The sequence below is a fragment of the Petrotoga miotherma DSM 10691 genome, from assembly GCF_002895605.1.
Classification (GTDB): domain Bacteria; phylum Thermotogota; class Thermotogae; order Petrotogales; family Petrotogaceae; genus Petrotoga; species Petrotoga miotherma.
Window position 1 is genome coordinate 21,326 of the sequence record NZ_AZRM01000011.1, and the last position, 25,822, is coordinate 47,147.

General features: G+C 35.2%; 26 protein-coding genes. 16 read left to right on the forward strand and 10 right to left on the reverse strand.

What is annotated here, in order from left to right; genetic code table 11:
* Positions 1 to 390 precede the first annotated feature (390 nt).
* The 3 genes from surE to fmt are packed head-to-tail and all read left to right on the forward strand — an operon-like array spanning position 391 to position 2,670.
* The gene (surE, locus tag X928_RS02310) at positions 391 to 1,149 is read left to right on the forward strand and encodes a 5'/3'-nucleotidase SurE (RefSeq protein ID WP_103078301.1); all 759 of its coding nucleotides are present in this window, start codon (positions 391 to 393) and stop codon (positions 1,147 to 1,149) included.
* A gap of 4 nt (positions 1,150 to 1,153) precedes the next feature.
* Positions 1,154 to 1,714 carry a peptide deformylase gene (def, locus tag X928_RS02315; protein WP_103078302.1) on the forward strand — a complete coding sequence of 187 codons (561 nt, stop codon included), beginning with the start codon at positions 1,154 to 1,156 and terminating at the stop codon, positions 1,712 to 1,714.
* Positions 1,711 to 2,670, forward strand: coding sequence for a methionyl-tRNA formyltransferase (gene fmt / locus X928_RS02320; RefSeq protein WP_103078303.1), 960 nt, complete (start codon positions 1,711 to 1,713; stop codon positions 2,668 to 2,670). Before def ends, fmt begins: the two co-directional genes overlap by 4 nt.
* On the opposite strand, the gene X928_RS02325 is transcribed toward fmt, so the two are convergent.
* Together X928_RS02325 and X928_RS02330 are read right to left on the reverse strand one after the other, a co-directional pair.
* The gene (locus X928_RS02325; protein WP_103078304.1) at positions 2,657 to 3,424 is read right to left on the reverse strand and encodes a TatD family hydrolase; all 768 of its coding nucleotides are present in this window, start codon (positions 3,422 to 3,424) and stop codon (positions 2,657 to 2,659) included. The genes fmt and X928_RS02325 overlap by 14 nt on opposite strands.
* 31 nt (positions 3,425 to 3,455) lie before the next feature.
* Positions 3,456 to 3,881 carry a PPC domain-containing DNA-binding protein gene (locus tag X928_RS02330; protein WP_103078305.1) on the reverse strand — a complete coding sequence of 142 codons (426 nt, stop codon included), beginning with the start codon at positions 3,879 to 3,881 and terminating at the stop codon, positions 3,456 to 3,458.
* Positions 3,882 to 4,269: 388 nt separating this feature from the next.
* Between X928_RS02330 and X928_RS02335 the strand changes: the two genes are divergently transcribed.
* Genes X928_RS02335 through murA form a run of 3 tightly spaced genes read left to right on the forward strand, consistent with a single transcriptional unit; the run spans position 4,270 to position 7,192 of the window.
* The gene (locus X928_RS02335; protein WP_103078306.1) at positions 4,270 to 5,103 is read left to right on the forward strand and encodes a Cof-type HAD-IIB family hydrolase; all 834 of its coding nucleotides are present in this window, start codon (positions 4,270 to 4,272) and stop codon (positions 5,101 to 5,103) included.
* Positions 5,054 to 5,866, forward strand: coding sequence for a hypothetical protein (locus tag X928_RS02340; RefSeq protein WP_146026620.1), 813 nt, complete (start codon positions 5,054 to 5,056; stop codon positions 5,864 to 5,866). Before X928_RS02335 ends, X928_RS02340 begins: the two co-directional genes overlap by 50 nt.
* 33 nt (positions 5,867 to 5,899) lie before the next feature.
* Positions 5,900 to 7,192, forward strand: coding sequence for a UDP-N-acetylglucosamine 1-carboxyvinyltransferase (murA, locus tag X928_RS02345; RefSeq protein WP_103078308.1), 1,293 nt, complete (start codon positions 5,900 to 5,902; stop codon positions 7,190 to 7,192).
* A gap of 60 nt (positions 7,193 to 7,252) precedes the next feature.
* Here murA and X928_RS02350 read toward each other — a convergent pair whose 3' ends face one another.
* The 4 genes from X928_RS02350 to secG form a co-directional block, all read right to left on the reverse strand.
* Positions 7,253 to 8,641: a hypothetical protein gene (locus X928_RS02350; RefSeq protein ID WP_103078309.1), complete on the reverse strand. Its 1,389-nt coding sequence runs from the start codon at positions 8,639 to 8,641 to the stop codon at positions 7,253 to 7,255.
* A gap of 103 nt (positions 8,642 to 8,744) precedes the next feature.
* Positions 8,745 to 9,701 carry an S-layer homology domain-containing protein gene (locus X928_RS02355; protein WP_103078310.1) on the reverse strand — a complete coding sequence of 319 codons (957 nt, stop codon included), beginning with the start codon at positions 9,699 to 9,701 and terminating at the stop codon, positions 8,745 to 8,747.
* Positions 9,702 to 9,800: 99 nt separating this feature from the next.
* Positions 9,801 to 10,994: a tyrosine--tRNA ligase gene (gene tyrS, locus X928_RS02360; RefSeq protein ID WP_103078311.1), complete on the reverse strand. Its 1,194-nt coding sequence runs from the start codon at positions 10,992 to 10,994 to the stop codon at positions 9,801 to 9,803.
* A 15-nt stretch (positions 10,995 to 11,009) separates the two neighbouring features.
* Complete coding sequence (gene secG / locus X928_RS02365) at positions 11,010 to 11,246, reverse strand: preprotein translocase subunit SecG (RefSeq protein WP_103078312.1); 237 nt, start codon at positions 11,244 to 11,246, stop codon at positions 11,010 to 11,012.
* Positions 11,247 to 11,650: 404 nt separating this feature from the next.
* Between secG and X928_RS02370 the strand changes: the two genes are divergently transcribed.
* From X928_RS02370 to arcC, 10 genes are all read left to right on the forward strand, one after another.
* Positions 11,651 to 12,655 (forward strand): LacI family DNA-binding transcriptional regulator, encoded by a 1,005-nt coding sequence (locus X928_RS02370; RefSeq protein ID WP_146026621.1) that lies wholly within the window; start codon positions 11,651 to 11,653, stop codon positions 12,653 to 12,655.
* A gap of 74 nt (positions 12,656 to 12,729) precedes the next feature.
* Positions 12,730 to 15,417: a type I pullulanase gene (pulA, locus tag X928_RS02375; protein WP_103078314.1), complete on the forward strand. Its 2,688-nt coding sequence runs from the start codon at positions 12,730 to 12,732 to the stop codon at positions 15,415 to 15,417.
* 175 nt (positions 15,418 to 15,592) lie between these two features.
* On the forward strand, positions 15,593 to 16,471 hold the full coding sequence (locus tag X928_RS02380; protein ID WP_103078342.1) for an RnfABCDGE type electron transport complex subunit D: 879 nt from the start codon (positions 15,593 to 15,595) through the stop codon (positions 16,469 to 16,471).
* Positions 16,468 to 17,079: an FMN-binding protein gene (locus X928_RS02385; RefSeq protein ID WP_103078315.1), complete on the forward strand. Its 612-nt coding sequence runs from the start codon at positions 16,468 to 16,470 to the stop codon at positions 17,077 to 17,079. The genes X928_RS02380 and X928_RS02385 overlap by 4 nt, the downstream gene beginning before the upstream one ends.
* On the forward strand, positions 17,079 to 17,690 hold the full coding sequence (locus X928_RS02390) for an Rnf-Nqr domain containing protein (protein WP_103078316.1): 612 nt from the start codon (positions 17,079 to 17,081) through the stop codon (positions 17,688 to 17,690). The genes X928_RS02385 and X928_RS02390 overlap by 1 nt, the downstream gene beginning before the upstream one ends.
* The gene (locus tag X928_RS02395) at positions 17,690 to 18,283 is read left to right on the forward strand and encodes an NADH:ubiquinone reductase (Na(+)-transporting) subunit E (protein ID WP_103078317.1); all 594 of its coding nucleotides are present in this window, start codon (positions 17,690 to 17,692) and stop codon (positions 18,281 to 18,283) included. Before X928_RS02390 ends, X928_RS02395 begins: the two co-directional genes overlap by 1 nt.
* Before the next feature lie 10 nt (positions 18,284 to 18,293).
* Entirely contained in the window at positions 18,294 to 19,412 is a 1,119-nt protein-coding gene (locus X928_RS02400; RefSeq protein WP_211286424.1) for an NADH:ubiquinone reductase (Na(+)-transporting) subunit F, read from the forward strand.
* 23 nt (positions 19,413 to 19,435) lie between these two features.
* Complete coding sequence (locus tag X928_RS02405) at positions 19,436 to 19,888, forward strand: hypothetical protein (protein ID WP_103078318.1); 453 nt, start codon at positions 19,436 to 19,438, stop codon at positions 19,886 to 19,888.
* A gap of 20 nt (positions 19,889 to 19,908) precedes the next feature.
* Positions 19,909 to 20,898, forward strand: coding sequence for an ornithine carbamoyltransferase (gene argF, locus X928_RS02410; RefSeq protein ID WP_103078319.1), 990 nt, complete (start codon positions 19,909 to 19,911; stop codon positions 20,896 to 20,898).
* Positions 20,899 to 20,903: 5 nt separating this feature from the next.
* Positions 20,904 to 21,845, forward strand: a complete 942-nt coding sequence (gene arcC / locus X928_RS02415; RefSeq protein ID WP_103078320.1) for a carbamate kinase — start codon at positions 20,904 to 20,906, stop codon at positions 21,843 to 21,845.
* Positions 21,846 to 21,870: 25 nt separating this feature from the next.
* On the opposite strand, the gene X928_RS02420 is transcribed toward arcC, so the two are convergent.
* From X928_RS02420 to X928_RS02435, 4 genes are read right to left on the reverse strand one after another with little or no spacing between them, the layout of a single operon-like run.
* Positions 21,871 to 22,680, reverse strand: a complete 810-nt coding sequence (locus tag X928_RS02420; protein ID WP_103078321.1) for a MurR/RpiR family transcriptional regulator — start codon at positions 22,678 to 22,680, stop codon at positions 21,871 to 21,873.
* Between the two features lie 19 nt (positions 22,681 to 22,699).
* Positions 22,700 to 23,881: a glycosyltransferase gene (locus X928_RS02425; RefSeq protein ID WP_103078322.1), complete on the reverse strand. Its 1,182-nt coding sequence runs from the start codon at positions 23,879 to 23,881 to the stop codon at positions 22,700 to 22,702.
* A 33-nt stretch (positions 23,882 to 23,914) separates the two neighbouring features.
* Complete coding sequence (locus X928_RS02430; RefSeq protein ID WP_103078323.1) at positions 23,915 to 24,889, reverse strand: carbohydrate ABC transporter permease; 975 nt, start codon at positions 24,887 to 24,889, stop codon at positions 23,915 to 23,917.
* Positions 24,883 to 25,767: a carbohydrate ABC transporter permease gene (locus X928_RS02435; RefSeq protein ID WP_103078324.1), complete on the reverse strand. Its 885-nt coding sequence runs from the start codon at positions 25,765 to 25,767 to the stop codon at positions 24,883 to 24,885. The genes X928_RS02430 and X928_RS02435 overlap by 7 nt, the downstream gene beginning before the upstream one ends.
* Positions 25,768 to 25,822: the final 55 nt, after the last annotated feature.

The following is a 25,822-nucleotide window of genomic DNA, read 5'->3' on the forward strand; positions in this document are numbered from 1 at the left end:
CTTGTTTTAGCGCCCCTTCGCCCAGCTCCCCACCCATAAGATTAAAAAAATCTTTGTCCTTTATCCTACAACACGCTCCTAAGGATAAAGAAATCTTCGCCTTTTATATTTATTATACCAAATTTGAGGGAGTATCCCAACACAACACGTTATTTGCGTTGCAAATGAAGGTGTGGAAATCGTTTTAAAACAATTACGAAAAGAGCGTTTTGCACAAGGCTGCAAAAGCTTCGCAAATGAGTATTCGGAAATGGTTTCAAAAGAGTTATGAAAAAGCGTTTCGCATTAATCAGCAAAATTAATTAAGTTTTTAATGAATTATAATGTAAATATGTTAAAATTATAAAAAGTAAACTAACAGATATATTTAAAAAAGGAGTAGAAGGACTTGTGAATATTTTACTTTCAAACGATGATGGAATAATGTCTCCAGGTATTATTACTTTAAAAACATATCTACAAGAAAAGCATAATGTTTACGTTGTAGCACCAGACATAGAAAGAAGTGCAACGGGTCATGGAATCACGGTAAGAAACCCTCTTTGGGCAAAAAAAGTTAAGTTTGGAGAAACTTTTTTTGGCCATGCAGTGAATGGAACACCTGCCGATTGTGTTAAAATAGGATTAGACGCGATATATAAAAAAATACATTTTGATGTTGTAATCTCCGGTATAAATAGGGGAGCGAATCTTGGAACGGATGTCCTTTATTCTGGTACCGTTTCTGCTGCGTTGGAAGGTGCTGTCGGTGGTTATCCTTCCATAGCTGTTTCCTGTGTTGACTTTTCCAATCCTAACTTTGAAGATGGAGCAAAGGTTGTTTCGAACATCTTGGAAAAACTAGATTTGAACAATTGGCCAGAATTTACTACATTAAACGTCAATATCCCAAAAATTCCCTACGATGAAATGAAGGGGATAAAAATTACCAAGCAAAGTAGAAGAAGATACCAAGATTACTTTGAAGAAAGAAAAGATCCTTTTGGAAATTCTTATTATTGGATGTTGGGAAATATTATAGAAGATGATAACGATGATAACTCAGATTATAATGTAATAAATCAAGGTTATGTTTCAGCAACACCCTTAAGTGTTTTCATGACAAAATATGATTTTATAGATGAATTGAAATCGCGGTTGGAGGTTTAAAGAGATGGAAATTCGACTTATTGGAGACCCTGTTTTAAGAAAAAGGGCAAAAAAAGTGGAAAAGATCGATGAAAACTTAAAAGATGTCATTGATGAGATGTTTTCTACAATGTATCTATACGACGGAGTAGGTTTAGCCGCACCTCAAGTGGGAATATCTTTGAGATTTTTCATTATGGATTCTAGAGAAAATGAGGGAGACAGCCTCACGGCAAATAAGGAAAAGGGCAAAAAAGTTGTTATTAATCCCGAAATAATAGAGTTCGTGGGAGAAGAGGTTAGTTTTGAAGAAGGATGTTTAAGCATTCCTGATATATTTGAAGATGTGGTAAGACCTGAGGGCGTGAAGGTACGTTATCAAGATTTAAGCGGAAACATCATAGAGGAAGAACTTCACGGATATCAGGCAAGAATATTTCAACATGAAACAGATCATCTCGATGGCATTTTATTCACTGATAAATTACCCATTGTAAAGAAAGCCAGATTAAAAAAGGAACTGAACAAACTAATAGAAAAGGGTAAAAAACGTGCATTAGAGTTAGGTGAAGCGATAAAAACATGACAAATAGCAAGGATTTTAAAATTGTTTTCATGGGGACACCTGACTTCGGTGCCCAAATTTTGGAAGAACTAATAAAAAACAATTTCAATATTGTAGGAGTATTTTCCCAACCTGACAAACCTAAAGGGCGCGGAAAAAAGCTTCAACCAACACCAGTTAAGATAGTTGCCCTAAAATACAATGTTCCCGTATTTCAACCAAAAAGTGTTAATAAGGGAGAAGGATTTGACTTTTTGAAAGAGCTGAATCCTGACATTATTATCACGGCGGCTTTTGGAAAAATATTGAGAAAAAATGTTTTAAAACTACCACCAAAAGGTTGTTGGAATGTTCATGCTTCTCTATTGCCAAAATATAGGGGAGCAGCTCCGATTCAACGAGCTATAGAAAATGGAGAAAAAGAAACAGGAATCAGTATTTTCAAGATGGTAGAAGCTCTGGATGCGGGAGATATCGCTATTCAAAAAAGTGTCCCCATTGAAATAAATGACAATTATGGCTTGGTTTATGAAAAATTATTATCACTCGCCAAAGATGCTGTTTTAGAGTTTTTAAACTCATTCGATCAGTTAACTTTGAAACCACAAAATGAAGAAGAAGCCTCATATGCAGAAAAAATTACAAAAGAAGATCTTAAAATAGATTTTAATAATGATACTATAAAGGTTCACAACAAAGTTAGAGCTTACGATCCATACCGTGGAGTAAGAAGCGTATACGAAAAAGAAGAGGTAAAGATATTTGGTTCGGAATTTTCTGCTGATTTGTTGACAATAGAAAACAAAGAAGAGCCTGGAACAATAATCGCTATTGAAAAAGACGGCATACTTGTAAAATGTAGAGACGGGGCTATAAAAATAAAAGAGATACAATTCCCTGGCAAAAAAAAGATAACCACAATAGATGCCATTAATGGGAAAAAACTAAGATTATATGGGCAGTTTAGCCCTTATTAAAGAAAAGCTTTTCAACGTTGCTTTTTGTTATCTCTTTCAAAGTTTCAACATCTATCCCTTTTATTTCTGAAATTTTCTCATAAACATACTTTACGTACGTCGGGTTGTTCCTTTTTCCTCTATAAGGTACAGGAGGTAAAAAAGGGGAATCTGTTTCAGGCAAAATTCTTTCAAGAGGTGTTTTTTCAACCACTTCCCTCAATTTATTATTTTTTGGATAAGTAATCGGACCATCAAAACCTAGATATAAGCCCAAATCCAAGAATTTCTGTGCTGTTTCCCAATCACTTGAAAAACAATGAACGACACCTTTTCTTGCTGGCAATCCTTTTTTCTGCAAAAAATTGTATGCCTCTTCATATGCGTCTCTAATATGAAAAACTACCGGTAAACCCATTTCTTCAGCGATATCTAATTGTGCATCCAAACTTTTATACTGGTCTTGTTTATTCGTTTCCCAATAAAAATCCAATCCGATTTCGCCAATTGCTACAATCTTAGGATTTCCTGCTAGTTCTTTTATTTCATCTAAATCTGTTTCCTTTAATCCCAAGCTTTCAGAGGGATGTATTCCAACAGCTCCAAATATTTTTCCCTCATCTTTTACAAAATCTGCGACACTTTTTGAAGACTCTACATTTATACCAATTTCTATCAATAGGTCTAATTCTTCATTAACTTTTTTCATTATCTCTTGTCTATCCTCATCAAACTGTTTGAGTAACAAGTGGCAATGAGTATCAATAAAATTCAATTTATTTACTCCCTTCTCAAAATAGAATACACTATCTTCTAAAATTATACAGATTGAGACCAACTTCTGAATCAAATTTTCTATCTACAGTGCCATCTATACTTTCAACTATTATTTCTGCGGTTCCACTAACTATTGCAGAATTCAAATGTCCACCATATGAACGAAGATCAGAATCTGAGATAATCACATGTAAGTGCAAATAAGTCTCTCCATTCATAGTAGTTATATTACCTGTGAGATTCAAAATTTCAAAATCTCCTTTAAACTCTTTTGAATAGTATTTCTTCTCATGGGTATTGAACAAACCAATAGTTATAGCGTTCGTTGAACCTAAACCATATACAGTGCCTAATTTTATTGAATTTTTTGTACAAAAGTCTTTCAAAGTTGAAAATATTTCTTCTCCCTTATCTAATCTAACTATGTATTTACTACCAAATTTAGCAAAATCCATTCGATACTCCCCCTTCAATTAGATTAATGAAAATCATACCACACATTTGTTATGATGGCTTTAAGCAAAAGAAAAACATTATAAGGGTGCTTTATTAATTTATAATTAATAATTTATATGGTAAAATATAAAAGAAGGTTTAAAATTCTCTCAGGCTACGGAGCAAAGGGGTAACAGGATCCCTTCCTTAATGGACGTGGAACGGGTTGAAAGGGTGGGAAAATCACTTCCCTAGATGGGTTGGGAGCATTTGCCGCAGTGTGCAAAAAATGTTTTTAAATGATTTTGACCTTGATTTGGGGTTTTTAAGGGGAACCCCCTTAACGTTCGGCGCTAATAAAAGAAGGAATTTGCTTTTAAAAAGGTTACAGGTCGAAAGGAGAAAAAAATGAAAAAAACGTTTGTCTTTGATTTGGATGGTACTCTTTTAAATTCTGGAGTAAGAATTTCACCAAAAACATATCAAGCTTTAAAAAAACTAAAAGAAGAAGGCCATCTTATTGTAATAGCAAGTGGAAGAATGTATGCATCGACTATGTACGTTGTTGAAAACTTTCTACCTTTTTTGAAAGGGAACGTGATTATTTCCTCCTACAACGGGGGATATATAGTCAACCACAATGGAAAAGTATTTTTTGAAAAAGGTGTTTCAAAGGAAAGTGCTGTCAAGTGTATAAAATTCCTTAGAGACCTTAAGATCCACAGACATATCTATATAAACGATAAACTTATTTCAGAAATAGACGATAAAGAGATTAGAGATTACTCTAAACATTCATTTGTTGATTATGTGCTAGTAGATGACTTAATATCTGAAATAGAAAATTCATCTCACCCAACATTAAAAATATTAGCAATTGGAGAGCCTGATAAAATAAACCTAGTTAAAAAATTGGCGGAAAAAGAGTTTCAAGGAGAGTTTAACCTCATGAAATCTTGGGATACTTATTTGGATTTTATTCCTTATGATGTCTCCAAAGGAAATAGCTTGAAGATAATTTCAAAAATGTACAACTTAGATCCCAACACTCTATACGTTTTTGGTGATTCCGAAAACGATATAGACATGCTTGAATTAACAAAAAACAGTTTTGCCATGGGAAATGCTAAAGAAGATGTAAAAAAAGTAGCAAATTATTTGATACCAAGCAACGATGAGGACGGTGTGGCATATGCCATTGAAAAGATACTGGCTGACGATCTCGACAATGTTAATATTTAGCTTTACTTTTGGAAGTATATACGATATAATACAAGAGGATAATCATATAGTTGGAAAATTTTTTCATACGTTAAAAGATATTGAAAATGCCGAATTAAACCCAAATTACGTAGTGGGGTATTTGTTGAATTTAAATGAGATAGATCCCGAACTTTGTTATCTTGCGTTAGGATCAGTTAGAAACTTTTCTCTAATTCAGGATTTTTCGAGAGAATTAGGTTATCACCTTAAAAATTTGGGAATTGATTTTGTTGTGTTTGGTAATTTAATGATTTTGGAAGAAGATGCGGATGATCCTTTAAAGTATATTGGAAATTCACCTTATTTGATATCTGAAATCCTTTACAGAATGATAAGAGGATTAGAAACAAGTGGTGTTACCCCCGTAATCATTGTTACATCTAAAGACGATAGAAACGCAACGCAATCTTTACTTCATAAGAGTGGATCATTTTACACTTATTCAGATCAAATAAAAAATGTGGATCTGTTTTTTGATGGTAATAATCTTTACCTTCAGAAAAATAATCTATTTTTACTTCCGTGGAATTACGGGAAAGGTACTCTTGAAGAAACAATTCAGGAAATTTTTAACAATAGCATTATACTAACGGGATGGCGTGATGAAGGAGAAAACTTATTATATAGAAAAATAAACACTACAGATTTAAAATCAGTAACGTATTTTTCTAAATCTGTCGAAGAAAGTGCAAGGAAGGTTTTTTCTGGTGAATTACAACCTACCGGAAATAAAAATTGGTGAACATTCTTTCATTATTTCTTAGGGGGGCTAAAATTGAAAAGTATTGGTTTAGATACATCTGGAAAAATGATTGTAAAAGGACCTCAAAAGGCAAAAGGCACTTTAACCGTTTCTGGATCAAAAAACGCTGTGCTACCAATTATGGGAGCATCTTTACTCACTGAGGATGACATTGAGTTAAGGAATGTCCCAGATTTAGCCGACGTTAGAACTATGATTGAAATACTAGAAAGTGCAGGGAAAGTAATAGAACGTTTCGATGATCAACTCATAATCAAAAGTTCAGGTAATATCAATTCTGAGATTCCATATGAACCCGTAAGAAAAATGAGGGCTTCTTTCAACGTTTACGGCCCATTAACCCTTAGAAATGGTTATGCTAAAGTTGCCCTTCCAGGCGGATGTTCTATCGGTGCAAGGCCTGTGGACTTTCATTTAGAGGGTTTAAAGAAGTTGGGTATTGAAAGTACAATTGAACACGGTTTCGTAACCAGTAAATTGAACAATCCCAACAACTTAATAAATATATCCTTACCATTTCCAAGTGTTGGAGCCACAGAACACGTCTTGACTACCGCTAGTTTGTTAGAAGGTGTAAAAACGACTATCACTAATTGTGCTATAGAGCCAGAAGTAACGGATCTAGTAAACTTTTTAAACAAAATGGGAGCTAAGATAACAGGTGGCGGGACCTCCATATTGAAAATTGAAGGAGTAAAAAAATTATCGGGTGTAAAATACACGATAATCCCTGACAGAATTGAAGCTGGTACCTATATCATACTAGGTAAACTTATAGGCGAAAAACTAACCATTAAAAATGTATCTGCTGAACATCTAAATAGTTTATTCTCTGTATTTGAAAATATAGGAAGCCCGGTAGATTACGATGAGAAAAAAAGAGAAGTAAAAGTGACAGAAGCTCTTCTCAATACATTGAACAGTATCAGCATGGAGACAGCCCCTTTTCCGGGATTTCCAACAGATTTGCAGCCTCAGATCACAACCTTTTTATCTTTGGTTCCAGGGAGATCTACAATAACCGAAACTGTTTTTAAAAGCAGATTTTACCATATTGATGAATTGAACAGAATGGGAGCAAAGATCAGGGTAGAAGACAATACAGCAATTATAGAAGGAGTAAGCATGCTATCTGGAGCACCTGTAGAGGCTACCGATCTAAGAGCCGCCGCAGCCTTGCTTATAGCAGGACTCGTTGCAGAAGGAGAAACAATTATCTCAAATGTAGATCATATCTTTAGAGGATACGAAAACATAAACGAAAAATTAGAAAAAGTTGGAATAGACTTAATTTACGAAAAATAATACTTTTTAGTTTTAAAAAAGCTGGCTTTAAAAAGCCAGCTTTTTGGTTTATCAGTCTTCTTAGAATTCAAATTCAGCTTTGAGATATAGGTACCAATGTAAGTCTGCTAAGGTATCTGCTCCGTTTACATTACCATAAACGTCCAAAGTTTCATTACCAACGTGAGCTCCTGCAGACATGTAGTCATTGAAAGCATAAGAAACGTTAGCCATATATGCTATTGCATTTTCTGCCTGTTCTCCATCTTCAAAGAAATAGTAAACATCGGCGCCTAAAGTAACAGGAACTTCAGCCACACCATAGGTTAAATATCCATGAGGTGTAATAGATAATGTACTTGCGAAGTCTGTTAAATCAGCAACTTCAACTGGAACTTCTACTCCTGCCGAACTTAGATCGGAAATAGCGTAATCAACGGCCGCAGTAAGATCTAAAGCAAATACAGGTGATGACACTTCTGATAAATCTATTGCTAATGTATCAGTTAGATCCACTGTTATTGGTGTTGCAAGATAGCTTAGATCTACTCCTGCTGTTACTTCTTGTGTGTCAGCCCACGCGGAGTCATCACCATAATATATTACCATCAAATCGTTACTAGATTCTTCTTCATAAACTTTCTTTAAGTTATTCTGCCATGTTAACCCAACGTGAGGTGTAACTGTTATGTCTTCCATTTCATACGGGTATTTATAAGCTGCATATACCCTATATGCCGTAACAGATGAAGCAGTGCCAGAATCTTCAAAATTCAACATACCAAAAGCTACATCAGCACTTAAACTTCCCGGGACTGGCACTTCTGTAACTTCTCCTTCAACGGTAACTCTGTTGTTGGTAGCATCTTCAAATTTGAAAGCACCAGCAACAAGCCCCTTTACTCCACTTACATCCAGATCGTAACTAGCACCTAAAATCCAGTCTTGGGGAAGAGCGAAGTCTCCTGTAGCATGCTCGGTAACTTCTCCAGCTAACCTATCTGCTAATACTACATTAACTCCATAATCTGTCAAACCGAGTTTTAAAGAACCCACAGCATCAGTGTAACCACTCAAAGTGTAGTTACTTAAAGCTATAGCATTTGGTTCGAATCTTAACAACCATGCTTCTTGTTCATATTGAACGTAGTTTAAACTTAATCCAGGCTCAACAACAACACTTGTTAAAACATCTGTATCTGTTGCACCCGCTGTTGTTGTAACTTCTGTAGATTCAGTAGTAACAGTCACAGGTGAAAATGTAAAACCTGCTGTTAAAGTTGCCGGAAGAGTTGTAGTAAAACTAACATCGATACTGAGATCCGCGTCCAACACCGATTCGATATCCAATCCACCTTCATCCATCTTGAATTCAAAACCTGCAGTTCCACTAACATCAAATGCTGGCTCTACTGCAAAAAGCGCCAGTGAAGCAAAAACTACCAACAAAGACAATAAAACTTTTTTCATACAAAAACCCCCTTCTACTTTTGATTTAATTTTTTAAAAAATCCTTACTATTATAGCAAACATCCACACTACTTGTCAATACAAATCAAACATTTCTTAGCATTTATTGAGGCATGAAGATGCCAACCGCACCTAAAATAACTCCTAAACCAGCTACTAACCATAACATTGTTTTATCTTGTGCTTTTGCTATTTCTGCGTTTTGCGCTTCAACTTGTTGACTTAACTCTGTTATCTTTGCTTCGTTAGAAGCAGCCTTTTTTGAAAGATCTGGTAAAGCCTTAACAAACATCTGATTTTGCTCAGCTATAGTCTTTACATCCGCTAAATCTTGAGACAAAGATGCAATTTGTTCTTCGTTTGTAGATGCCCTGTTGGTTAATTCGTCAATCTTGTCGTAAGTATCGTATTTGAGATTCAAATGTTGCTTTGCCATACTTGTTTTGAATTCTTCGAGTGAGACTATTTGTTCTTGATTTGAAGCCACTTTTTGTGAAAGTGTAGGTAATGCTTTGACAAACATTTGATTTTGTTCAGCTAAACTCTTTGTTTCTTCTACAGTTGCCTCTAACTGACTAACTGTTGCCTTTAAACCGGATACATCCCTACTAACTGCCAACAGATCAGTCTCTAAAGCATCTCCTATGTTTTTGGCTCTGTAGGCTGTCTTTTTAACATCTTGATATGTCGCCTGCAAATCGGATAAAAGATCATCCGCTTGCAACTGCTCATTCAATGAATTAAACTGACTTTCAACGTTATTTACTTTCTTCGAGAGGTCTCCTACTTTGGCTTCCAAATAGGCTAAATCGCTCGTCTTTGCAATTTCAGGAGAATTCTCTAGGTAAGTTACCAACCTGGACATCCAAACCGCTGCATCCGCCCTTGTTAAAGGTTCGTAACCTCTAAATGTTGGCTCGTCTACAGGAATTACACCTTTTTCCACCAGCTTCATAACGTAATCATACGCCCAATGATCTTCTCCTACGTCAGTGAAGCCGAGTGAAAAGGCAGAAACCACAAATACCATTACTACAAAAAAAGCAAGCGTTTTCTTCATTCTTCCTTACCCCCTTTTATGATTTTGATTTGGTAAAAAACTACTTCTTTCAAAAATCCGTCACTATATTATACTATATTTAAAGAAATTTTGCAAAATCTATTTAATCTTTTTTATTTTAAAATAACTCTTTTTTCCAACTCTTAGTATAGCTCCGTCTTCACAATCAACGATATCTTTGAAATCCGTTATTTTTTCGTCGTTGATTCTAATAGCCCCTTGCATTATAGCTCTTTTTATTTCACTGTTGCTATTGTAAACTTTGGTCTTTGAAACTATATCTAAAATCGTTTCTCCACTTTTAATTTGAATCTCTGGCAAATCGTCAGGCATTTCTCTTTTTTGGAAGATTGAGACAAAGTTTTGTTTGGCTTTTTCTGACTCATCTTTATTATATAACAAAGTAACAATTTCTTCTGCTAAAACCATTTTAATATCTCTAGGGTTCAATTCTCCACTTTTGATTTGCTTCTCCATATCTTTTATTTTATCTTTTGGAATATCTGTTAAATATTTCATATACTTAATAATTAGATGATCAGGAATGGACATAACTTTACCAAAAATATCTTGTGGAGAATCGTTAAAAGCTATATAGTTGTCATAACTTTTACTCATCTTTAAGTATCCATCTGTGCCCTCAATCAATGGCATAGTAAGCACTACTTGTGGTGATTGGCCAAACTCTTCTTGGAGCTTTCTTCCCACTAAAAGATTGAAAAGTTGGTCTGTGCCTCCAAGTTCCACATCAGCTTCAATAACAATAGAATCATACGCCTGGGCTAAAGGATATAAAAATTCAGATATACTTATAGGCTGATTTTCCTTTAACCTTTTATTGAAATCGTCTCTTTCAAGAATCCTTGCAACTGTGTATCTTGACGATAAGTTAATTACATCAGCAAAAGACAATTTAGAGAGCCATTCACTGTTAAATTTTACCACAGTTTGATCAGCCTGGAGTATTCTAAAAGCTTGTTCAACGTATGTCTTCGAATTTTCTTGGACTTCATCTTCAGAAAGTAGAGGTCTAGTTTTTGATCTTCCCGAAGGGTCACCTATTCTTGCCGTGAAATCCCCTATTATTAAGTAAACTATATGACCCAACTCTTGAAATTGTTTTAACTTTCTTAAAACAACTGCATGTCCTAAATGAAGATCTGGCCTTGAAGGATCTACCCCTAATTTAACTTTTAATTGGCCTTTTTTTCTTATTTTGTTCAAAAAATCTTCTGGTGTAATAAAATCGACAGAATTTTCTTGTACGATTTTAAGTTGGTCTTCAGAGCTCAAATATTGGGTCCTCCTTTAAGCTATTATCCAGGTTACCAAAAAACAGTTGATCATGAAAAGTATACCAAAAGTTAAAGCAATTTTGGAGGTTTTATCTAACCCTTTCTCTCGTCCAAAATTGGTAGCTGAACCTCCTGCACCAAATGCACCACCTATTTCACTATTTTTCTGCATTCTTTGCAGTGCAAAGTAGATTACTCCCACGGCTAAAATGATATGAATTATTATAAGCAAGATACCTAGAAACCCCATAAATTTCCTCCTTTTTATTATCTTGATTATCAATAAAAATTTATAATTCCTTTTTTATTATATCATACGAACTAACGTTATGCAAACCTTTTTTAAATTTCTTAAAATAGAGAAAAAAGGAGTTTTTCTTCCTTAATCGATAATAATTGCCCATAATCGCCTGTAATCAAGAATAATTTGATTAGCTTTTTTTAATGCAAAAAGGTAAAATAAGATTGAGTAAAAAGGAAACGGTTCCTTAGGGGTAGGGAGGGGGAGAAGGGGTAAGAACTCTTTTATCCTTATGGGTGCGGAGTGGGAGAAGGGTAAGCACCCTTTTATCCTTATGGGTGCGGAGCGGGGCGAAGGGGCGCTGTATATAAGTTTTAGAACTTATAAAGACAATAGACTTTGAGGTGAATAACGTGAAAGAAAAAAAGAGAAATCCAAATCCTACTATTAAAGATGTTGCACGGCTCGCCAACGTCGGAATAGCAACAGTTTCAAGGGTGTTAAATAATTCCGAAAAAGTCAGTGAAAAGACCAAAGAAAGAGTCATAGAAATCATAGAAGAGTTGGGTTATTCTCCCAATATTAACGCTAGAACATTATCTTCAAAAAATATAAATTCTCTCTCTTTTGTGACACCAGACATGGGAAATGAATTTTATGGGATCATGTATTCTCTACTTGAAAAGAAAATTTCTCGTAATAATTATAGGTTGATTGTTTTTCCTCTTATAGATCAGATATCTCTGGAAAAGATCAAGCAAAATACCGATTTAATTTATCAAACCGACGGCGTGTTCTTTTCTTCTCTTTCCGTTTCAAGTATTTTTCATAACAGAATCCCCCCTAAGAAAATAATATTGATCGATTCATATGATGAAAGATTCGATTCTGTTTATGTCGATAATTATCAAATTGGTAAAACTGCGGCTGAATATCTCATAAGTAATTCCCCTTCAAATAGCACTTTCTATTTGGTAACTTTTAAAGAACTGAATAATGAATTTACCTCTTTCGTCTTCAAAAAAAGAGATGAAGGTTTTTTACAAGTTATGGAAAAGAACAATAAAAAGGTTAAGATTATATACAGTGATTTAATGTGGGACGGAGGGTATAAAGCGATTGGAAACATTATAAAAAGACGCCCTAAAAAATATTCTTCCATATTTGCAACATGTGACATGATTGGAGTAGGTGTCAAAAAATATTTGGAAGAAAAGAATATGCATCCAAAAAGGGATTACTCATTGATAGCTGTTGATAATCTACCTATTAGTAGACTATTTCAATTAACAACGATTAGACAACCAATTATAGAAATGGTCGAAATTGCATATGAGATGTTCATCTCTTCTATGGAAGGAAGAGACAAAGTTGAACATTACCAATTAGAAGGAAAAATAGTAGAAAGAGAAACATAGAGAGGTAATTATTTTTTTTCTTTATTGTGGAAACCTTTTCATTATTTAACAGCATCAAAAGGAGGTAGGTATTTATGAGAAAAGTAGGTTACTTGTTGTTAGTATTTTTCTTAATTTCCGTGTTGTTAGGAGCGGATCAAACCACACAAACTCAGACTTTGCCTGAAGAGTTTGGAAGTACAAAACCTAACGATTTTGTAAGCCTTTCCGAAGGAAAAAACGCGGCTGATTTTGACGCGCAGACCGTTTTGATCGTACACTATCATAGACCAGATGGTGATTATGAACCTTGGAATCTTTGGATTTGGCCAAGTAAACCCATTTCCAAAGAAGGAGACAGATATTTATTCGATGGTGAAGATAGCTTCGGCAAGTACGCGATTATCAAATTCGATGAAAAACATGAGGAGTTAGGTTTCATAGTAAGAACGGATAGCTGGGAAAAAGATATTTCAATGGATAGATTCGTCAGTATACCTGAAAGTGATGTCGCTGAAATATGGGTTTTATCAGGAGTAGAGAATTACTATACCGATCCAAAAAACCTTGACTTAAGTCCTCGGGTAAACGCGGCTATTATGGATTCGTTTGATGAAATAAAAGTTAGTCTAACTGTACCCTTTGATACAAAAGAATGGGAAGGTAAAGTTCATTTTTATAAGGTAGATGGTTCTGATCCTCTTGCTTTGGATGTATTAGATGTTTATAAAACTGATCCCACCGATATTTCTGTTACCTCAAATATAACCATAAAACCAGCTAATCCGATATCTCCACAAGATGTGGATAAATTGTACAAAATAGATATAGAAGGATACGTTTCAGAAAATTACGTAATTATGAGAAACATTTTAGATGACGAAGTTTTTCATTACTACGGAGATGATTTAGGATCGGTTTATTCCCCAGATAAAACAGATTTTAAAGTATGGTCCCCGGTATCCTCAGAGGCAAAGGTACTACTTTTCCATGATTATTTAGATGAAGAACCATATAAAGAAGTTACCATGTCAAAAAACGATAACGGAGTTTGGCATGCTACTGTGAATGATGATTTAAAAGGAAAATATTATCTATATGAGTTTGTATCCTATGGAAAAACAAGAAGAACTATAGATGTTTATTCCACGGCTCTTGCCATCAATTCTACAAAATCCGCTATTATTGATTTGAATGATACTGACCCGGTAGGTTGGAATACCGATACAAGGCCTATTCTCAACAATCCTGAAGATTCAATTGTTTATGAAATTCACGTAAAGGATTTTACGATAGATGAAAGCTCTGGAGTTCCAGAAGAATACAGGGGTAAATATCTTGGATTGACTATAGACAATACACAATCCCCGACGGGAGTGAAAACAGGGTTATCCCATTTAAAAGAACTTGGAGTTACTCACGTTCACATTATGCCTATTCAAGATGCTGGTTCTTTAGATGAAACGAAATTCGATGAACAGTATGGTTGGGGATACGATCCTCTAGTATACAATGTCCCCGAAGGTATTTATTCGACAGATCCATACGATCCATTAAAGAGAATAAATGAAGTGAAAAATATAGTTAAAACTTTTCACGAAAATGGTATAAGGGTTGTGTTGGATGTTGTATACAACCATACATACCAAGTTGGAAAGAATTCACCTTTCGATCAAACCGTTCCTTACTTCTATTACCGTACTGATCAATCAGGGAAATACACAAATGGATCGGGAGTGGGGAACGAAATAGCCACGGAAAGGTTCATGGTGAGAAAGTATATAGTAGATAGTTTAAAATATTGGGTTGATGAGTATCATGTTGATGGATTCAGATTCGATTTATTGGGTTTATTTGACAAAGAAACGGTAAAAACAATATCAGAAGAATTACACGATATATTACCAGACGTACTTTTGTACGGGGAACCATGGACTGGTGGCGGTCCAATAACATTTGGCAAAGGAGACCAAAAAGGTTTAGAGGTAGCCGTATTCAACGATGATGTTAGAAATGCTATCAGAGGAAGCGTATTTGAACCTGAGGTCAAAGGTTTTGGCTTAGGCGCTCCTGGTCAACAAACGAAGATAAAAAGAGGTGTCGTTGGATCTATTGAAAACAACAATAGAATAAGATCTTGGGCACAAGACCCACAAGAAACTATGAACTACGTTTCCAATCATGATAACCATACCTTATGGGATAAAAATGCTCTTGCTCTCGGTGTAAAGCCATGGAAAGAAGATTTAGACCCACAAACTTTAGAAATATTAAAAGCCTCTCAAAAATTCTCTAATGCTATGATCTTAACTATGCAGGGTATATCATTTTTACACGGAGGTGTGGATTTTGCAAGGACTAAGAAAGGTAACGATAACCCATTCGGCGTTTTAGAACCAAACGTATACGACTGGAACAGAAAAAGCGAGTTTTATGACATATTTGAGTATTACCAAGGTATGATACACTTAAGAAAAGCTCATCCTGCTTTTAGAATGACCAATAGTGAAGATATAATAGACCACATAGAATTTTTCGAACTACCAAAAGAATATAGAAAAACTGTTGCTTTTATTATAAAAGATAATGCAAACAACGATCAATGGAAAAATATTGTGGTTGTTTACAATGCAGAACCAGAATCTTCAGTTCAGATCGCTTTACCTGAAGGTGAATGGAACTTAGTTGTAAATGAAGATACAGCAGGTACCGAAACACTGGATGTAGTGGAAGGAACAATCGAAGTATCACCTTTATCTGTTTACGTCTTATATCAAAATTAATAATCTTTAAAAGATCAAAGGGGCGAAATTTTTCGCCCTTTTTTAATTTTTATGAAATGATAAAATGAATCGTTGATATCTAAGGTTATATATGTTAAAATATCAATAGATTTATTAATTTAGATTTAATTAAGGGGGTGTTCGTGTGGCATCAGGCTTTTTTCAAAAGCAAATTATGATGAGAAGGGTACTGTACTCGCTGATACCTGTATACGCTTTTGCTTTTTACATGTACGGATGGAGATTGATTTTTTTATCTATTTTTGTGTATGGTTTTGGGATTTTGACAGAATACATTATGGAAAAAAGAAAAAAACGTAAAGTTACAGAAGCAGTATTGGTTACCAGTACTTTATTTGTCTTATCCCTTCCTCCTGCAACGCCTTGGTGGATCGCCAGCATTGGGATTATTTTTGGTGTTTTATTTGCAAAAGAAGTTTATGGAGGTTTTGGAAGAAACATTTTCAATCCAGCTATCGCCGGTAGACTTTTTATTTACATAACCTTTCCAAATATCATGACCCAATCATGGCTTCAACCGGGAAATTTTGGGAGAGCTGCATCCGATATCTTAACCTCAGCAACACCTCTTCAAGTTTTAGCAAACGGACAAAGTTTCGGCCTGTTTGAATTATTTTTTGGGCTTAGATCCGGCTCAATGGGAGAGGGACCTATATTTCTAATACTCATAGCTGCAATTTATCTCATCGCCACAAAAACCGCCAGTTGGAAAATTATGTTATCCACATTCTTGAGTGCTTCTTTGTTGACAGGTTTTTTCTCTTTAATCGGCATACAGGAAGCTTCTTATCCTATAGAATTCTTGCTTTCTGGAAGTTTCATGTTTGTCACCGTTTTTATGGCAACAGATCCTGTAACCGCACCAAAAAATGAAACTTCTAAATGGTTTTATGGAATTATAATAGGAGTTACAGCTATACTTATCAGAACGTTTTCTCTTTTCCCAGAAGGTACAAGTTTTGGAGTGTTAATGGGTAACACTTTTGTTGCTTTGTTAGATACAGCTTTTACTAGAAAGAAGGTGAAAGCATGAAAAGGGAAGGTAGAGTTTATACTGTTATATTCACATTTATTATTTCTTTTGTATTTGTTTTCGTTTTAGCAGTAGCAAATGAACTAACAAAAGATACGGTAGAAAGGAATCAAGAATTATTCCAAATTAAGGCAATTTTATCTGCAATGGGCATATCTTATCAAAGTGATGAAGAAGCTTTTCAAAAATATAACTCTATAGTTTCAACTGTAAATATTAATGGCTCTCAATTATATACAACTGAAGTAAACGGCGAAAATATATATGCTACTATCTTCACAGGCAGTGGGCTATGGGGAACTATAACCGGTGTTTTAGCTGTGAACGAAGATGTTTCTAGAATTGTTGGTATTGACTTTATCTCTCAAAACGAAACGCCAGGATTAGGAGGAAGAATAGAAGAAGATTGGTTCAAAAGACAGTTTTCGGGTCTTAAAATTATAGATGGTGAAATAAAAGTAGTAACAGGACAAGACGGTGGAGACTACGAATACGAAAATGGACAAGTCGATGCAATAACCGGCGCCACAAGAACTTCTGAGTCTATTGAAAGAATTGTAAACGAAACGATTTCAAATCTGCGAGATATTCTGGGGGTGAATAGTTAATGGCTCAGAAAAATTGGATAGCAATTGCTAAAGATAATTTATGGTATAACAATCCTGTATTCATCCAAATACTCGGGATATGTTCCACATTAGCGGTAACTAACACATTAATAAACACATCCATCATGACTCTTGGAGTTGTTTTTGTGACAGGATTATCCGCATTGACGGTTTCTTTGTTAAAATCTTTCATTCCTAGGAAAGTCAGAATGATAGCCCAAACGTTGATAATATCTTTTTATGTTATAATTGTTGATATCGTCCTACGGGCTTATGTACCTGAAGTCAGTAGAGCTTTGGGACCATACGTAGGCTTGATCATTACTAATTGTATAATAATGGGAAGAACAGAGGCTTTTGCTCAATCTAACCCTCCGCTGCTATCGTTGTGGGATGGTTTGACCACTGGAATAGGGTATATGTATATTCTTTTGATGGTGGCATTTGTGAGAGAGTTATTGGGCTTTGGAACACTTTTTGGACTTCAAATATTACCAGATAATTTTGTAAATTGGACTATAATGGTTATGCCTCCAAGTGCTTTCTTTATGTTAGCTGTTTTCATATGGATACTCAAAGGTTACATGTTTAGAAAGGAGGTTAAAAAATAATGTCCCCTGACGTAGGTTTGATATCTTTATTCTTTGCTTCTATTTTTACAAGCAACATACTTCTCGCAAATTTTTTAGGAATGTGTTCCTTTATATCGGTTTCAAAGGATTTCACTTCTTCTAATGGGTTGGGCCTTGCAGTAACCTTTGTCTTGACTATAACTACCGCAATTAATTGGCTTGTCTATCATTACTTGTTGATTCCCTTTGGTTTAGAATATCTAAGATATATAGTGTTCATAATAGTCATTGCCGCAATAGTACAGATATCAGAAATGGTTATAGAGAGAATGTCAACTAACTTATACATGAGCTTAGGTATTTTTCTTCCATTAATCACCGTCAATTGCGCTATATTGGGTGTAGCCCTTTTTATGCAGATTAGAAATTATAATTTCCTCCAATCAGTTATCTTTGGACTTGGTTCGGGGTTAGGTTGGTGGTTAGCGATCGTATCTCTAGCCGCAATAAGAAAAAAGGTTGATAAATCTCCCGTACCCGGACCTTTAAAAGGACCTGGAATTACTTTAATTACGATTGGACTTATGGCGATGGCTTTCATGGGATTTTCGGGTATGTTAAACGTACAGTGAGGTGATTGATGTGAATACAATTTTAGCTGCTTCATTTTTAATAGGAGGATTAAGTGCGGTTTTAGCTGCAATGATTGTGGTAGTTGATAGCATAGTCAACAATTATGGCGAGGTTAAGATTGATATCAACAACGGAAAAAAGGAGTTAAAGGTAAATGGAGGTGCTCCACTACTTACCACTCTTTCTGAGCAAGGAATATTTATTCCCTCAGCATGTGGTGGTAGGGGAAGTTGTGGGGCATGTAAGGTGAAAGTTTTATCAGATATAGGACCAATTTTACCCACAGAAGCACCCCTCTTAGACGAAGAAGAAATGAAACAAAATATAAGACTATCTTGTCAAGTTAAAGTAAAATCTGACATAGCCATAGAAATTCCAGAAGAACTATTTTCTGCAAAAATTTTTAATGGTGTAGTTGAAAAAATAAATGATTTGACGTATGATATAAAAGAAGTTAAAATTAAACTTGTCGAACCCAATGAAATTGAGTTTAAAGCTGGGCAGTATATGCAATTGGTTATACCTCCCTACGAGAAAATAAACGAATATACGCAAAGGGCATATTCCATTGCATCATCTCCAAGTCAAAAAGATTCTGTCGAATTTTTTATCAGACTTGTCCCAGGCGGAATCGCAACAACTTATGTTCATAAGTATCTAAAAGAAAATGATCAAATAGAATTAGTTGGTCCTTTTGGTGAATTTTACATGAGAGATACAGATGCAGATATGATATGCGTTGCGGGAGGTTCAGGGTTAGCTCCGATAAAATCTATCGTTGCAGACATGTTCGAAAGGGAAATAACCAACAGAAATGTGTGGTTATTTTTCGGAGCAAGAAGTTTAAAAGACCTTTATTATGTGGATTTCTTTCAAGACATGGAAAAGAAATGGGACAGATTCCATTTTGTTCCAGCACTTTCAGAACCTCAACCTGAAGATAATTGGAAAGGCGAAACGGGACTTATAACAGATGTATTGGGAAAATATTTTAAAGAAAAAATGGATCAAAACACCCAAAAGGAAGGATATTTATGCGGAAGCCCCGGAATGATAAATGCCTGTATTAAAGTAATGACAGAGAACGGCATATCCGAAAATGAAATATATTACGACAAGTTCGCATAATTAGAAGGAGGTGCTTTTCCTCAATGAAAATGACTGAAGATTTAAAGAAAGCAGTTGAAAATATGAGACCAGGAGTTATAACTGCAGATGGGTTTTTGGGTAATGATGAAAGACTTTTGGTTGATATAATTGAAAGCGATGAAGAAAAAATTAGGTCTTTAAATATAAATTTACAAGATGACATTAAAAAGATTAGATATCTTTTCGAGAAAGGGAAAGAAGCCTTTGAAGAACCTGTAACCGTTGATAATAAATGGCTTATAAAAGTTGACGAAGCTAGAGGGCATTTACCTTGTCCCTTTGAAGACGGTATTTTTAGAAAAGTTAATTTAAGAATTAAAAATTTAGATAATAACGAAGAACTTCTTATCACAGAATTATCGCTTCACTTAATAGAAAAACATCATTTTTTCCAAGGTAAAGGGTCAGCATTCAGGGTAGAACCTGAAAAACTTAAAAAAGTGTTGGAAGAATAAAAAGGAGGAATTAAAGAAACATGCCTATCAATTTAAGAGGAAGAAGCCTTTTAACGTTGAAAGATTTTACCCCCGAAGAGGTGAAGTATCTTTTGGAACTTTCAAAAGATCTAAAAGCCAAAAAGAGAATGGGTATTAAAGGCGATTTATTAAAAGGTAAGAACATAGTTTTGCTTTTTGAAAAAACATCAACTAGAACAAGATGTGCCTTCGAAGTAGCTGCCTTCGATGAAGGGGCAAACGTTACATTTCTAACTAACAGCCAAATGGGTAAGAAAGAATCAATAGAAGATACTGCAAGAGTTTTAGGAAGATTTTACGATGGCATAGAATTTAGAGGCTTCAAGCAGGAAACTGTGGAAATTCTAGCAAAATATTCAGGTGTTCCCGTGTGGAATGGTTTAACCGATGAAGATCATCCCACCCAAGTTTTGGCAGATTTCCTAACTATTATGGAAAACTTCGAAAAACCTCTTAATAAGATCAAATTTGTGTACGTTGGAGATGGAAGAAACAATATGGCCAACGCCCTAATGATAGGCGCCTCTAAAATAGGGATGGACTTTGTGATTATCTCTCCAAAGGAACTTTTCCCAAGTGAAGAACTGATAAATGAAATGGAAAAGACAGCTAGCGAAAACGGCGGAAAAATTACCATCACAGACACACTTGATGGTGTAGTTAACGCAGATGTAATTTATACAGATGTTTGGTTTTCTATGGGAGAAGAAAGTAAGGTTCAAGAGAGGATCAACTTACTTAAACCTTACCAAGTAAATATGGACTTGATAAAAAAGACCAACAATCCCGACGTTATTTTTCTGCACTGTTTACCTTCTTTTCATGACACAAAAACCGAGATGGGATACGATGTTTACCAGAAATACGGTATTAAAGAAATGGAAGTTACGGATGAAGTGTTTGAAAGTAAATACTCAAAACTTTTTGATGAAGCAGAAAACAGAATGCATACCATAAAAGCAGTTATGGTAGCAACGTTGGTAGGTTGATACGAATGGCTGAAAAACTCGCAATTGTAGCAATAGGTGGAAATGCGTTATCCCAACCAAAAGAATCTCCAACCGCTCAAAATATGCTAAAAAACCTAGAGAACACGGCAAAATGCCTAGTTGAACTAGTAAAAAAAAATTATAGAATAGTCATAACACACGGAAATGGCCCTCAAGTAGGAAACATTCTTGTTCAACAAGATATAGCCAAAGAGTTTATTCCTCCCTTTCCTCTAGATGTTAATGGAGCTATGACTCAAGGATATATAGGATACATGATTTCTCAAACGTTAAAAAATATTTTAACAGCAGAACATATTGAAAAAGATGTTTCAAGTATCGTTACCCAAGTACTTGTTGATAAAAATGATCCAGCCTTTTACAATCCTTCAAAACCTATTGGACCTTTTTACACCAAAGAAGAAGCTGACACTTTCATTAAAGAAAAAGGATGGAGTATGGTAGAAGATGCTGGAAGAGGCTGGCGAAGAGTAGTACCCTCTCCAGAACCGTTAGAGATTATAGAGATAAGAGCTATTAAAAAATTGGTAAGAGACAACAATATAACCATAGCAGCAGGTGGAGGAGGTATCTCAGTAATAAAAGAAGTGGATAAATTAAAAGGCGTAGAAGGTGTCATAGACAAGGATAGAGCCTCTGCTTTGTTAGCTATAGAATTGGATGCTGATGAGTTCATAATTCTAACCGCTGTAGAAAAAGTATTTATAAATTTTAATAAACCCAATCAACAATCTATTTCGTCAATGACTGTAAACCAAGCAATACAATATATGAAAGAAGGGCACTTCTCAAAAGGGAGTATGTTGCCGAAGATAGAGGCGTGCATAAATTTCGTTCAGAAAACTGGAAGACCTGCTTTAATCACAGATTTAACCAAATTGGTTGATGCATTGGAAGGAAAAACGGGAACTATCGTAACGAAATAAGGGGGGGCATTACCCCCCTTATTTGTTAATTGAATCTTTTTGTCTTCATTGCTTGACTTATTCTACTTTCTTTGTTTTTAAGGGACATTCTAGAAGCAACAGAGTTGTATAAAAGTTCCACCATAAACATTTCTCCGATTCTGCTTACTGTGAATTCACTTTCCTGAGGCATTTCAGCTGAAGTATATAAAACGAGATTGACTATTTTTGACAAAGGTGAGTTAACCCCAGCAGTTATACCTATAGTGAAGGCACCAGCGTCTTTGGCTACTTGTGCGGATTTATAAGTATCTCTTATAACCCCAGAATGACTGACAGCAATTACTACATCATCTTTTTCCAGATTGGAAGCAACGATAACTTGCATATGTGGATCAGAATATGCAGTAGAGGCAAATCCTAGGGCAGCAAACTTCAAAGAAGCATCTAAAGCAATAGGAAAAGATCTTCCTACCGCATAGAATAGCAGTTTTTTACTGTTCAGTATTATTTCGGAGGCTCGAGTAATTTTATCCCTATCTGCTTGCCTTAGAATATCAGTTAAGGAATTTACAGCTTTATTGTAAATCATATCAAAAAGATCTTTCGACTCTTTTGATTCAAGTGTAGGAGCGCTCAATTCCCTTGCTAATTCTAACTTAAATTTTTGATATCCCGAGTAGCCAACCTTTTTTAAAACTCTGTATATAGTAGTTTCACTAGTTCCTGCCCAATTGGATAATTCAGTGATGCTGTAGTGTATTACATCGGCAGGCCTTTCGATTATATACTGAGCTGCCTGTTTTTCCTTATCAGTTAAAGAATTGTATATCCCTTTAATCTTGGAAGTTACCAACTTCGTCACCTCTAATCGACTATAACTTTTTCATCAATTCAACTTTTTTATTCTTAAATACCTTTATTTGATCTCTGATAACTTTTTCAGCTTCTACTTCATTCATATCTTTTGTCAATTCAGCGAAATCAGCTACTCTACCAAAATAGAGGGGCACTAAGGATTCCACCAACTTTTTGTCTTTGTTTTTTGAATACTCTATTAATGCATTGAATAAGATATCCACCCAAGTTTGAAGTGGTAATTTCTTCTTTTCCATTATGGTTTCCAAATGATCATTTGCCAATCTTTTGGTTTCTTCATTTTTTAATCCTTCTAAAAGTTGCTTTTTCAAATTTTCTATGTTGATGTTGATAGGTTCAACAGCAACTTGAGGTATTTCACCATATATTGGGGCTTCTTCAATAGAATCGATATCTTTCCATTTGGAAACGCTATCTACAATAATATCAAATAACGTTCCAACTACCTGCTTAAACATAGGGGATAGATCAGCTCCTGGATCTTTTGGATCATGAACTTTTGCACCTAAGGCCGCTTGATAAACCTTTTTATTGGAGTTAAGTATGGCATTTGTAGTCATCCAAATATCTATCCCGAACCTTGCAACATCTGTTTTGGCAACACTTAAAGCGGTTTTCAAATAAACATCGATCATATTTTTACCTACCCCAAAATCTCCCCCTATCGGTTGTCTTACAGCTTGACCAAACAAAGAAGTAACCAAAGGATAACATACTTGGTTTGTGATTGTACCGTCGTATTTGTGCCTCACATAATAAGGCGTAACATAATCGGAAAGTCCCTTCATTATTGGACCAGTTAATCTTTCTATCCACCATGGTCGAACACTTTTTAAATCAGAATCTAAAAATACAATCGCCTTAGCATCTAAGTTTTTAGCAAGTTCTATCACAGAAAGCATGGCACTCCCTTTGCCCGGTAAACCTATATAATCGTAAGCGATCTTGGGGACATTTTTTGTCTCTGTTTTCATAAAAACTTCTTTTGTTCCATCTTTTGAACCCCCATCAGCGTTGACAATTAACCCATCAGAACCAAAATATTCAAATATTCCTTTTGCAGCAGTTTCAGAAACAAAAGAAATCGTTTCAGCATTATTATAGCTCGGAATACCCACAACTACTTTTACCCTTTTAGGTAAATTTTGTAAAATTTTATAATCAAAAAATATTGACATTTTAACTTCCTCCTTTTTGTCGCACTTTCAACTTTATTCTTTGACTCCACCAGCAGTTAAACCTGCCGTTAGATATTTTTCTACGGTCATAAACAATACAATGACTGGAACGGCTGTCAATACGGAGGCCGCCATCATTTTAGCCCATACGGCATGTTCAGAAAAGAAAATCTCTCTCAAACCTACGGGCAGCGTATAAGCTCCAGGATAGGGCCTTATGAAGATAGAAGCAAACAAATACTCATTCCATCCTATCATAAAGGCGTATATAAAGACTGTGATTATAGCAGGCATTGATAGAGGAATAATTATCTTCATAATAGTACCTATTCTTGTACTACCATCAATTAAGGCTGCCTCTTCAATTGATTCAGGAATCGTCCTGAAATAATTACCAAGCATGTACATTGAAACAGGTAGCGTCTGAATTATATATATAATATACAAAGCAAACATTGAGGTTCCCCCTGAATTAGTTAATCCTATTCTTACGAACAAATCATACAAGGGTACCGATAGTATCACTCCACCGACTAGATATACCAACAATACCCCTCTTTGAACGAAAGTTCTTCCCGGATACCAAACTCTACTGAAAGAATAGGCACCAAATATACCTATTATTAAACTCGTTAAAGCACTCAATCCCGCCAATAGTAAACTATTACCAAACCATCTTAAAAAAGGAAATGATTCACGCCGTCTTGATGATTGTATATTTTGAAGGACTTGCTCTCTTTGTTCTTCCGGAAGAGACTCTAAAAGTCCCATGAGTTGTTGTTCTTCTTCGCTCATTTGTTGTCTAATTGACTCCTGAAGGCCTAAGAGTTGAGCATACTGTGACAACGTTGGATTCTCAGGAATCAATCCTGGATCGAATGCATCGGAATCATATCTAAAGGAAACCGAAACCATATATGCAAAAGGATAGGAAACAAATATTACAACTAAAGCTATAAAAAACCAAAATAAAAATGTTTTTATAAAAGATCTTTTTCTTACTACCATTTTAACACCTTCCTCACATAGATGGATATGAGTACCATCATAACTACAAAGAGGACCGTTGCAATCGCTGCTGCAACTCCAAGTTCCGGCAGTCCCGTAAAAGCTTTTTCATATAGATATATAGGCAGAGTTCTCGCCTCTTTCGACAATAGGTATACCTCTTCAAATTTGTAGAAATTCCATATCCCTCTTAAGAGAACTAAAGAACCTATTACATAGTATAATTCTGGTAAAGTAATATGACGGAATTTTTGCCAACCATTGGCGCCATCAATATCAGCCGCTTCATAATAATCTTGAGATATCGATTGTAATCTGGATAGAATCATTAAATAAATAAAGGGAAAATTCTTCCAAATGCTGTAAAATGAAACAACTAAGAATGCGTTATTTGGATCGTTAACAAGATCCTTTGTCACATCCATGATACCTAAATTACTTAAAAGTATTGTTAAAGGGCCATTTAAAGGCATTAAAACATATTGCCATGCAAAAACGGTGGAAATAACTGGGGCCACGTATGGGAACAATATTAGGGCTCTTACTATACCTCTGCCGGGAAATTCTTTATTCATAAGCAAAGCAACCCCTAAACCAACTAAAATACTTCCAACAACAGTAATCAAAACAAACAACATAGTTATACCAAAGGAATTCCAAAAGGTAGGATCGGTTAACAGTTCTCTATAATTTTGAAAACCAACAAACTTATTCGGTACTCCCGGTGTCAGGGATACTTCAAAAAAACTCAAGTAAATATTGTATAAAACAGGATACATAATAAAAAGACCTATCAAAATAACGGCAGGTGATACTAACTTCCACCCAAAAGTTGCTTCTTTCTTCTTTAAAGGAGATAACTCTCTAAATCGTTGCATTCTTCTCTCCTCCCCATTTTTAGTAAAAAAGGGGAATAAAGTATTCCCCTTTTAA

Coding starts and splice junctions, on each gene's coding strand:
- def (WP_103078302.1), top strand. CDS start 1,154: ATGGAAATTCGACTTATTGGAGACCCTGTTTTAAGAAAAAGGGCAAAA.
- fmt (WP_103078303.1), top strand. CDS start 1,711: ATGACAAATAGCAAGGATTTTAAAATTGTTTTCATGGGGACACCTGAC.
- X928_RS02330 (WP_103078305.1), bottom strand. CDS start 3,881: ATGGATTTTGCTAAATTTGGTAGTAAATACATAGTTAGATTAGATAAG.
- X928_RS02335 (WP_103078306.1), top strand. CDS start 4,270: ATGAAAAAAACGTTTGTCTTTGATTTGGATGGTACTCTTTTAAATTCT.
- X928_RS02340 (WP_146026620.1), top strand. CDS start 5,054: ATGCCATTGAAAAGATACTGGCTGACGATCTCGACAATGTTAATATTT.
- X928_RS02350 (WP_103078309.1), bottom strand. CDS start 8,641: ATGAAAAAAGTTTTATTGTCTTTGTTGGTAGTTTTTGCTTCACTGGCG.
- X928_RS02355 (WP_103078310.1), bottom strand. CDS start 9,701: ATGAAGAAAACGCTTGCTTTTTTTGTAGTAATGGTATTTGTGGTTTCT.
- secG (WP_103078312.1), bottom strand. CDS start 11,246: ATGGGGTTTCTAGGTATCTTGCTTATAATAATTCATATCATTTTAGCC.
- pulA (WP_103078314.1), top strand. CDS start 12,730: ATGAGAAAAGTAGGTTACTTGTTGTTAGTATTTTTCTTAATTTCCGTG.
- X928_RS02380 (WP_103078342.1), top strand. CDS start 15,593: ATGATGAGAAGGGTACTGTACTCGCTGATACCTGTATACGCTTTTGCT.
- X928_RS02385 (WP_103078315.1), top strand. CDS start 16,468: ATGAAAAGGGAAGGTAGAGTTTATACTGTTATATTCACATTTATTATT.
- X928_RS02390 (WP_103078316.1), top strand. CDS start 17,079: ATGGCTCAGAAAAATTGGATAGCAATTGCTAAAGATAATTTATGGTAT.
- X928_RS02395 (WP_103078317.1), top strand. CDS start 17,690: ATGTCCCCTGACGTAGGTTTGATATCTTTATTCTTTGCTTCTATTTTT.
- X928_RS02405 (WP_103078318.1), top strand. CDS start 19,436: ATGAAAATGACTGAAGATTTAAAGAAAGCAGTTGAAAATATGAGACCA.
- argF (WP_103078319.1), top strand. CDS start 19,909: ATGCCTATCAATTTAAGAGGAAGAAGCCTTTTAACGTTGAAAGATTTT.
- arcC (WP_103078320.1), top strand. CDS start 20,904: ATGGCTGAAAAACTCGCAATTGTAGCAATAGGTGGAAATGCGTTATCC.
- X928_RS02425 (WP_103078322.1), bottom strand. CDS start 23,881: ATGTCAATATTTTTTGATTATAAAATTTTACAAAATTTACCTAAAAGG.
- X928_RS02430 (WP_103078323.1), bottom strand. CDS start 24,889: ATGGTAGTAAGAAAAAGATCTTTTATAAAAACATTTTTATTTTGGTTT.
- X928_RS02435 (WP_103078324.1), bottom strand. CDS start 25,767: ATGCAACGATTTAGAGAGTTATCTCCTTTAAAGAAGAAAGAAGCAACT.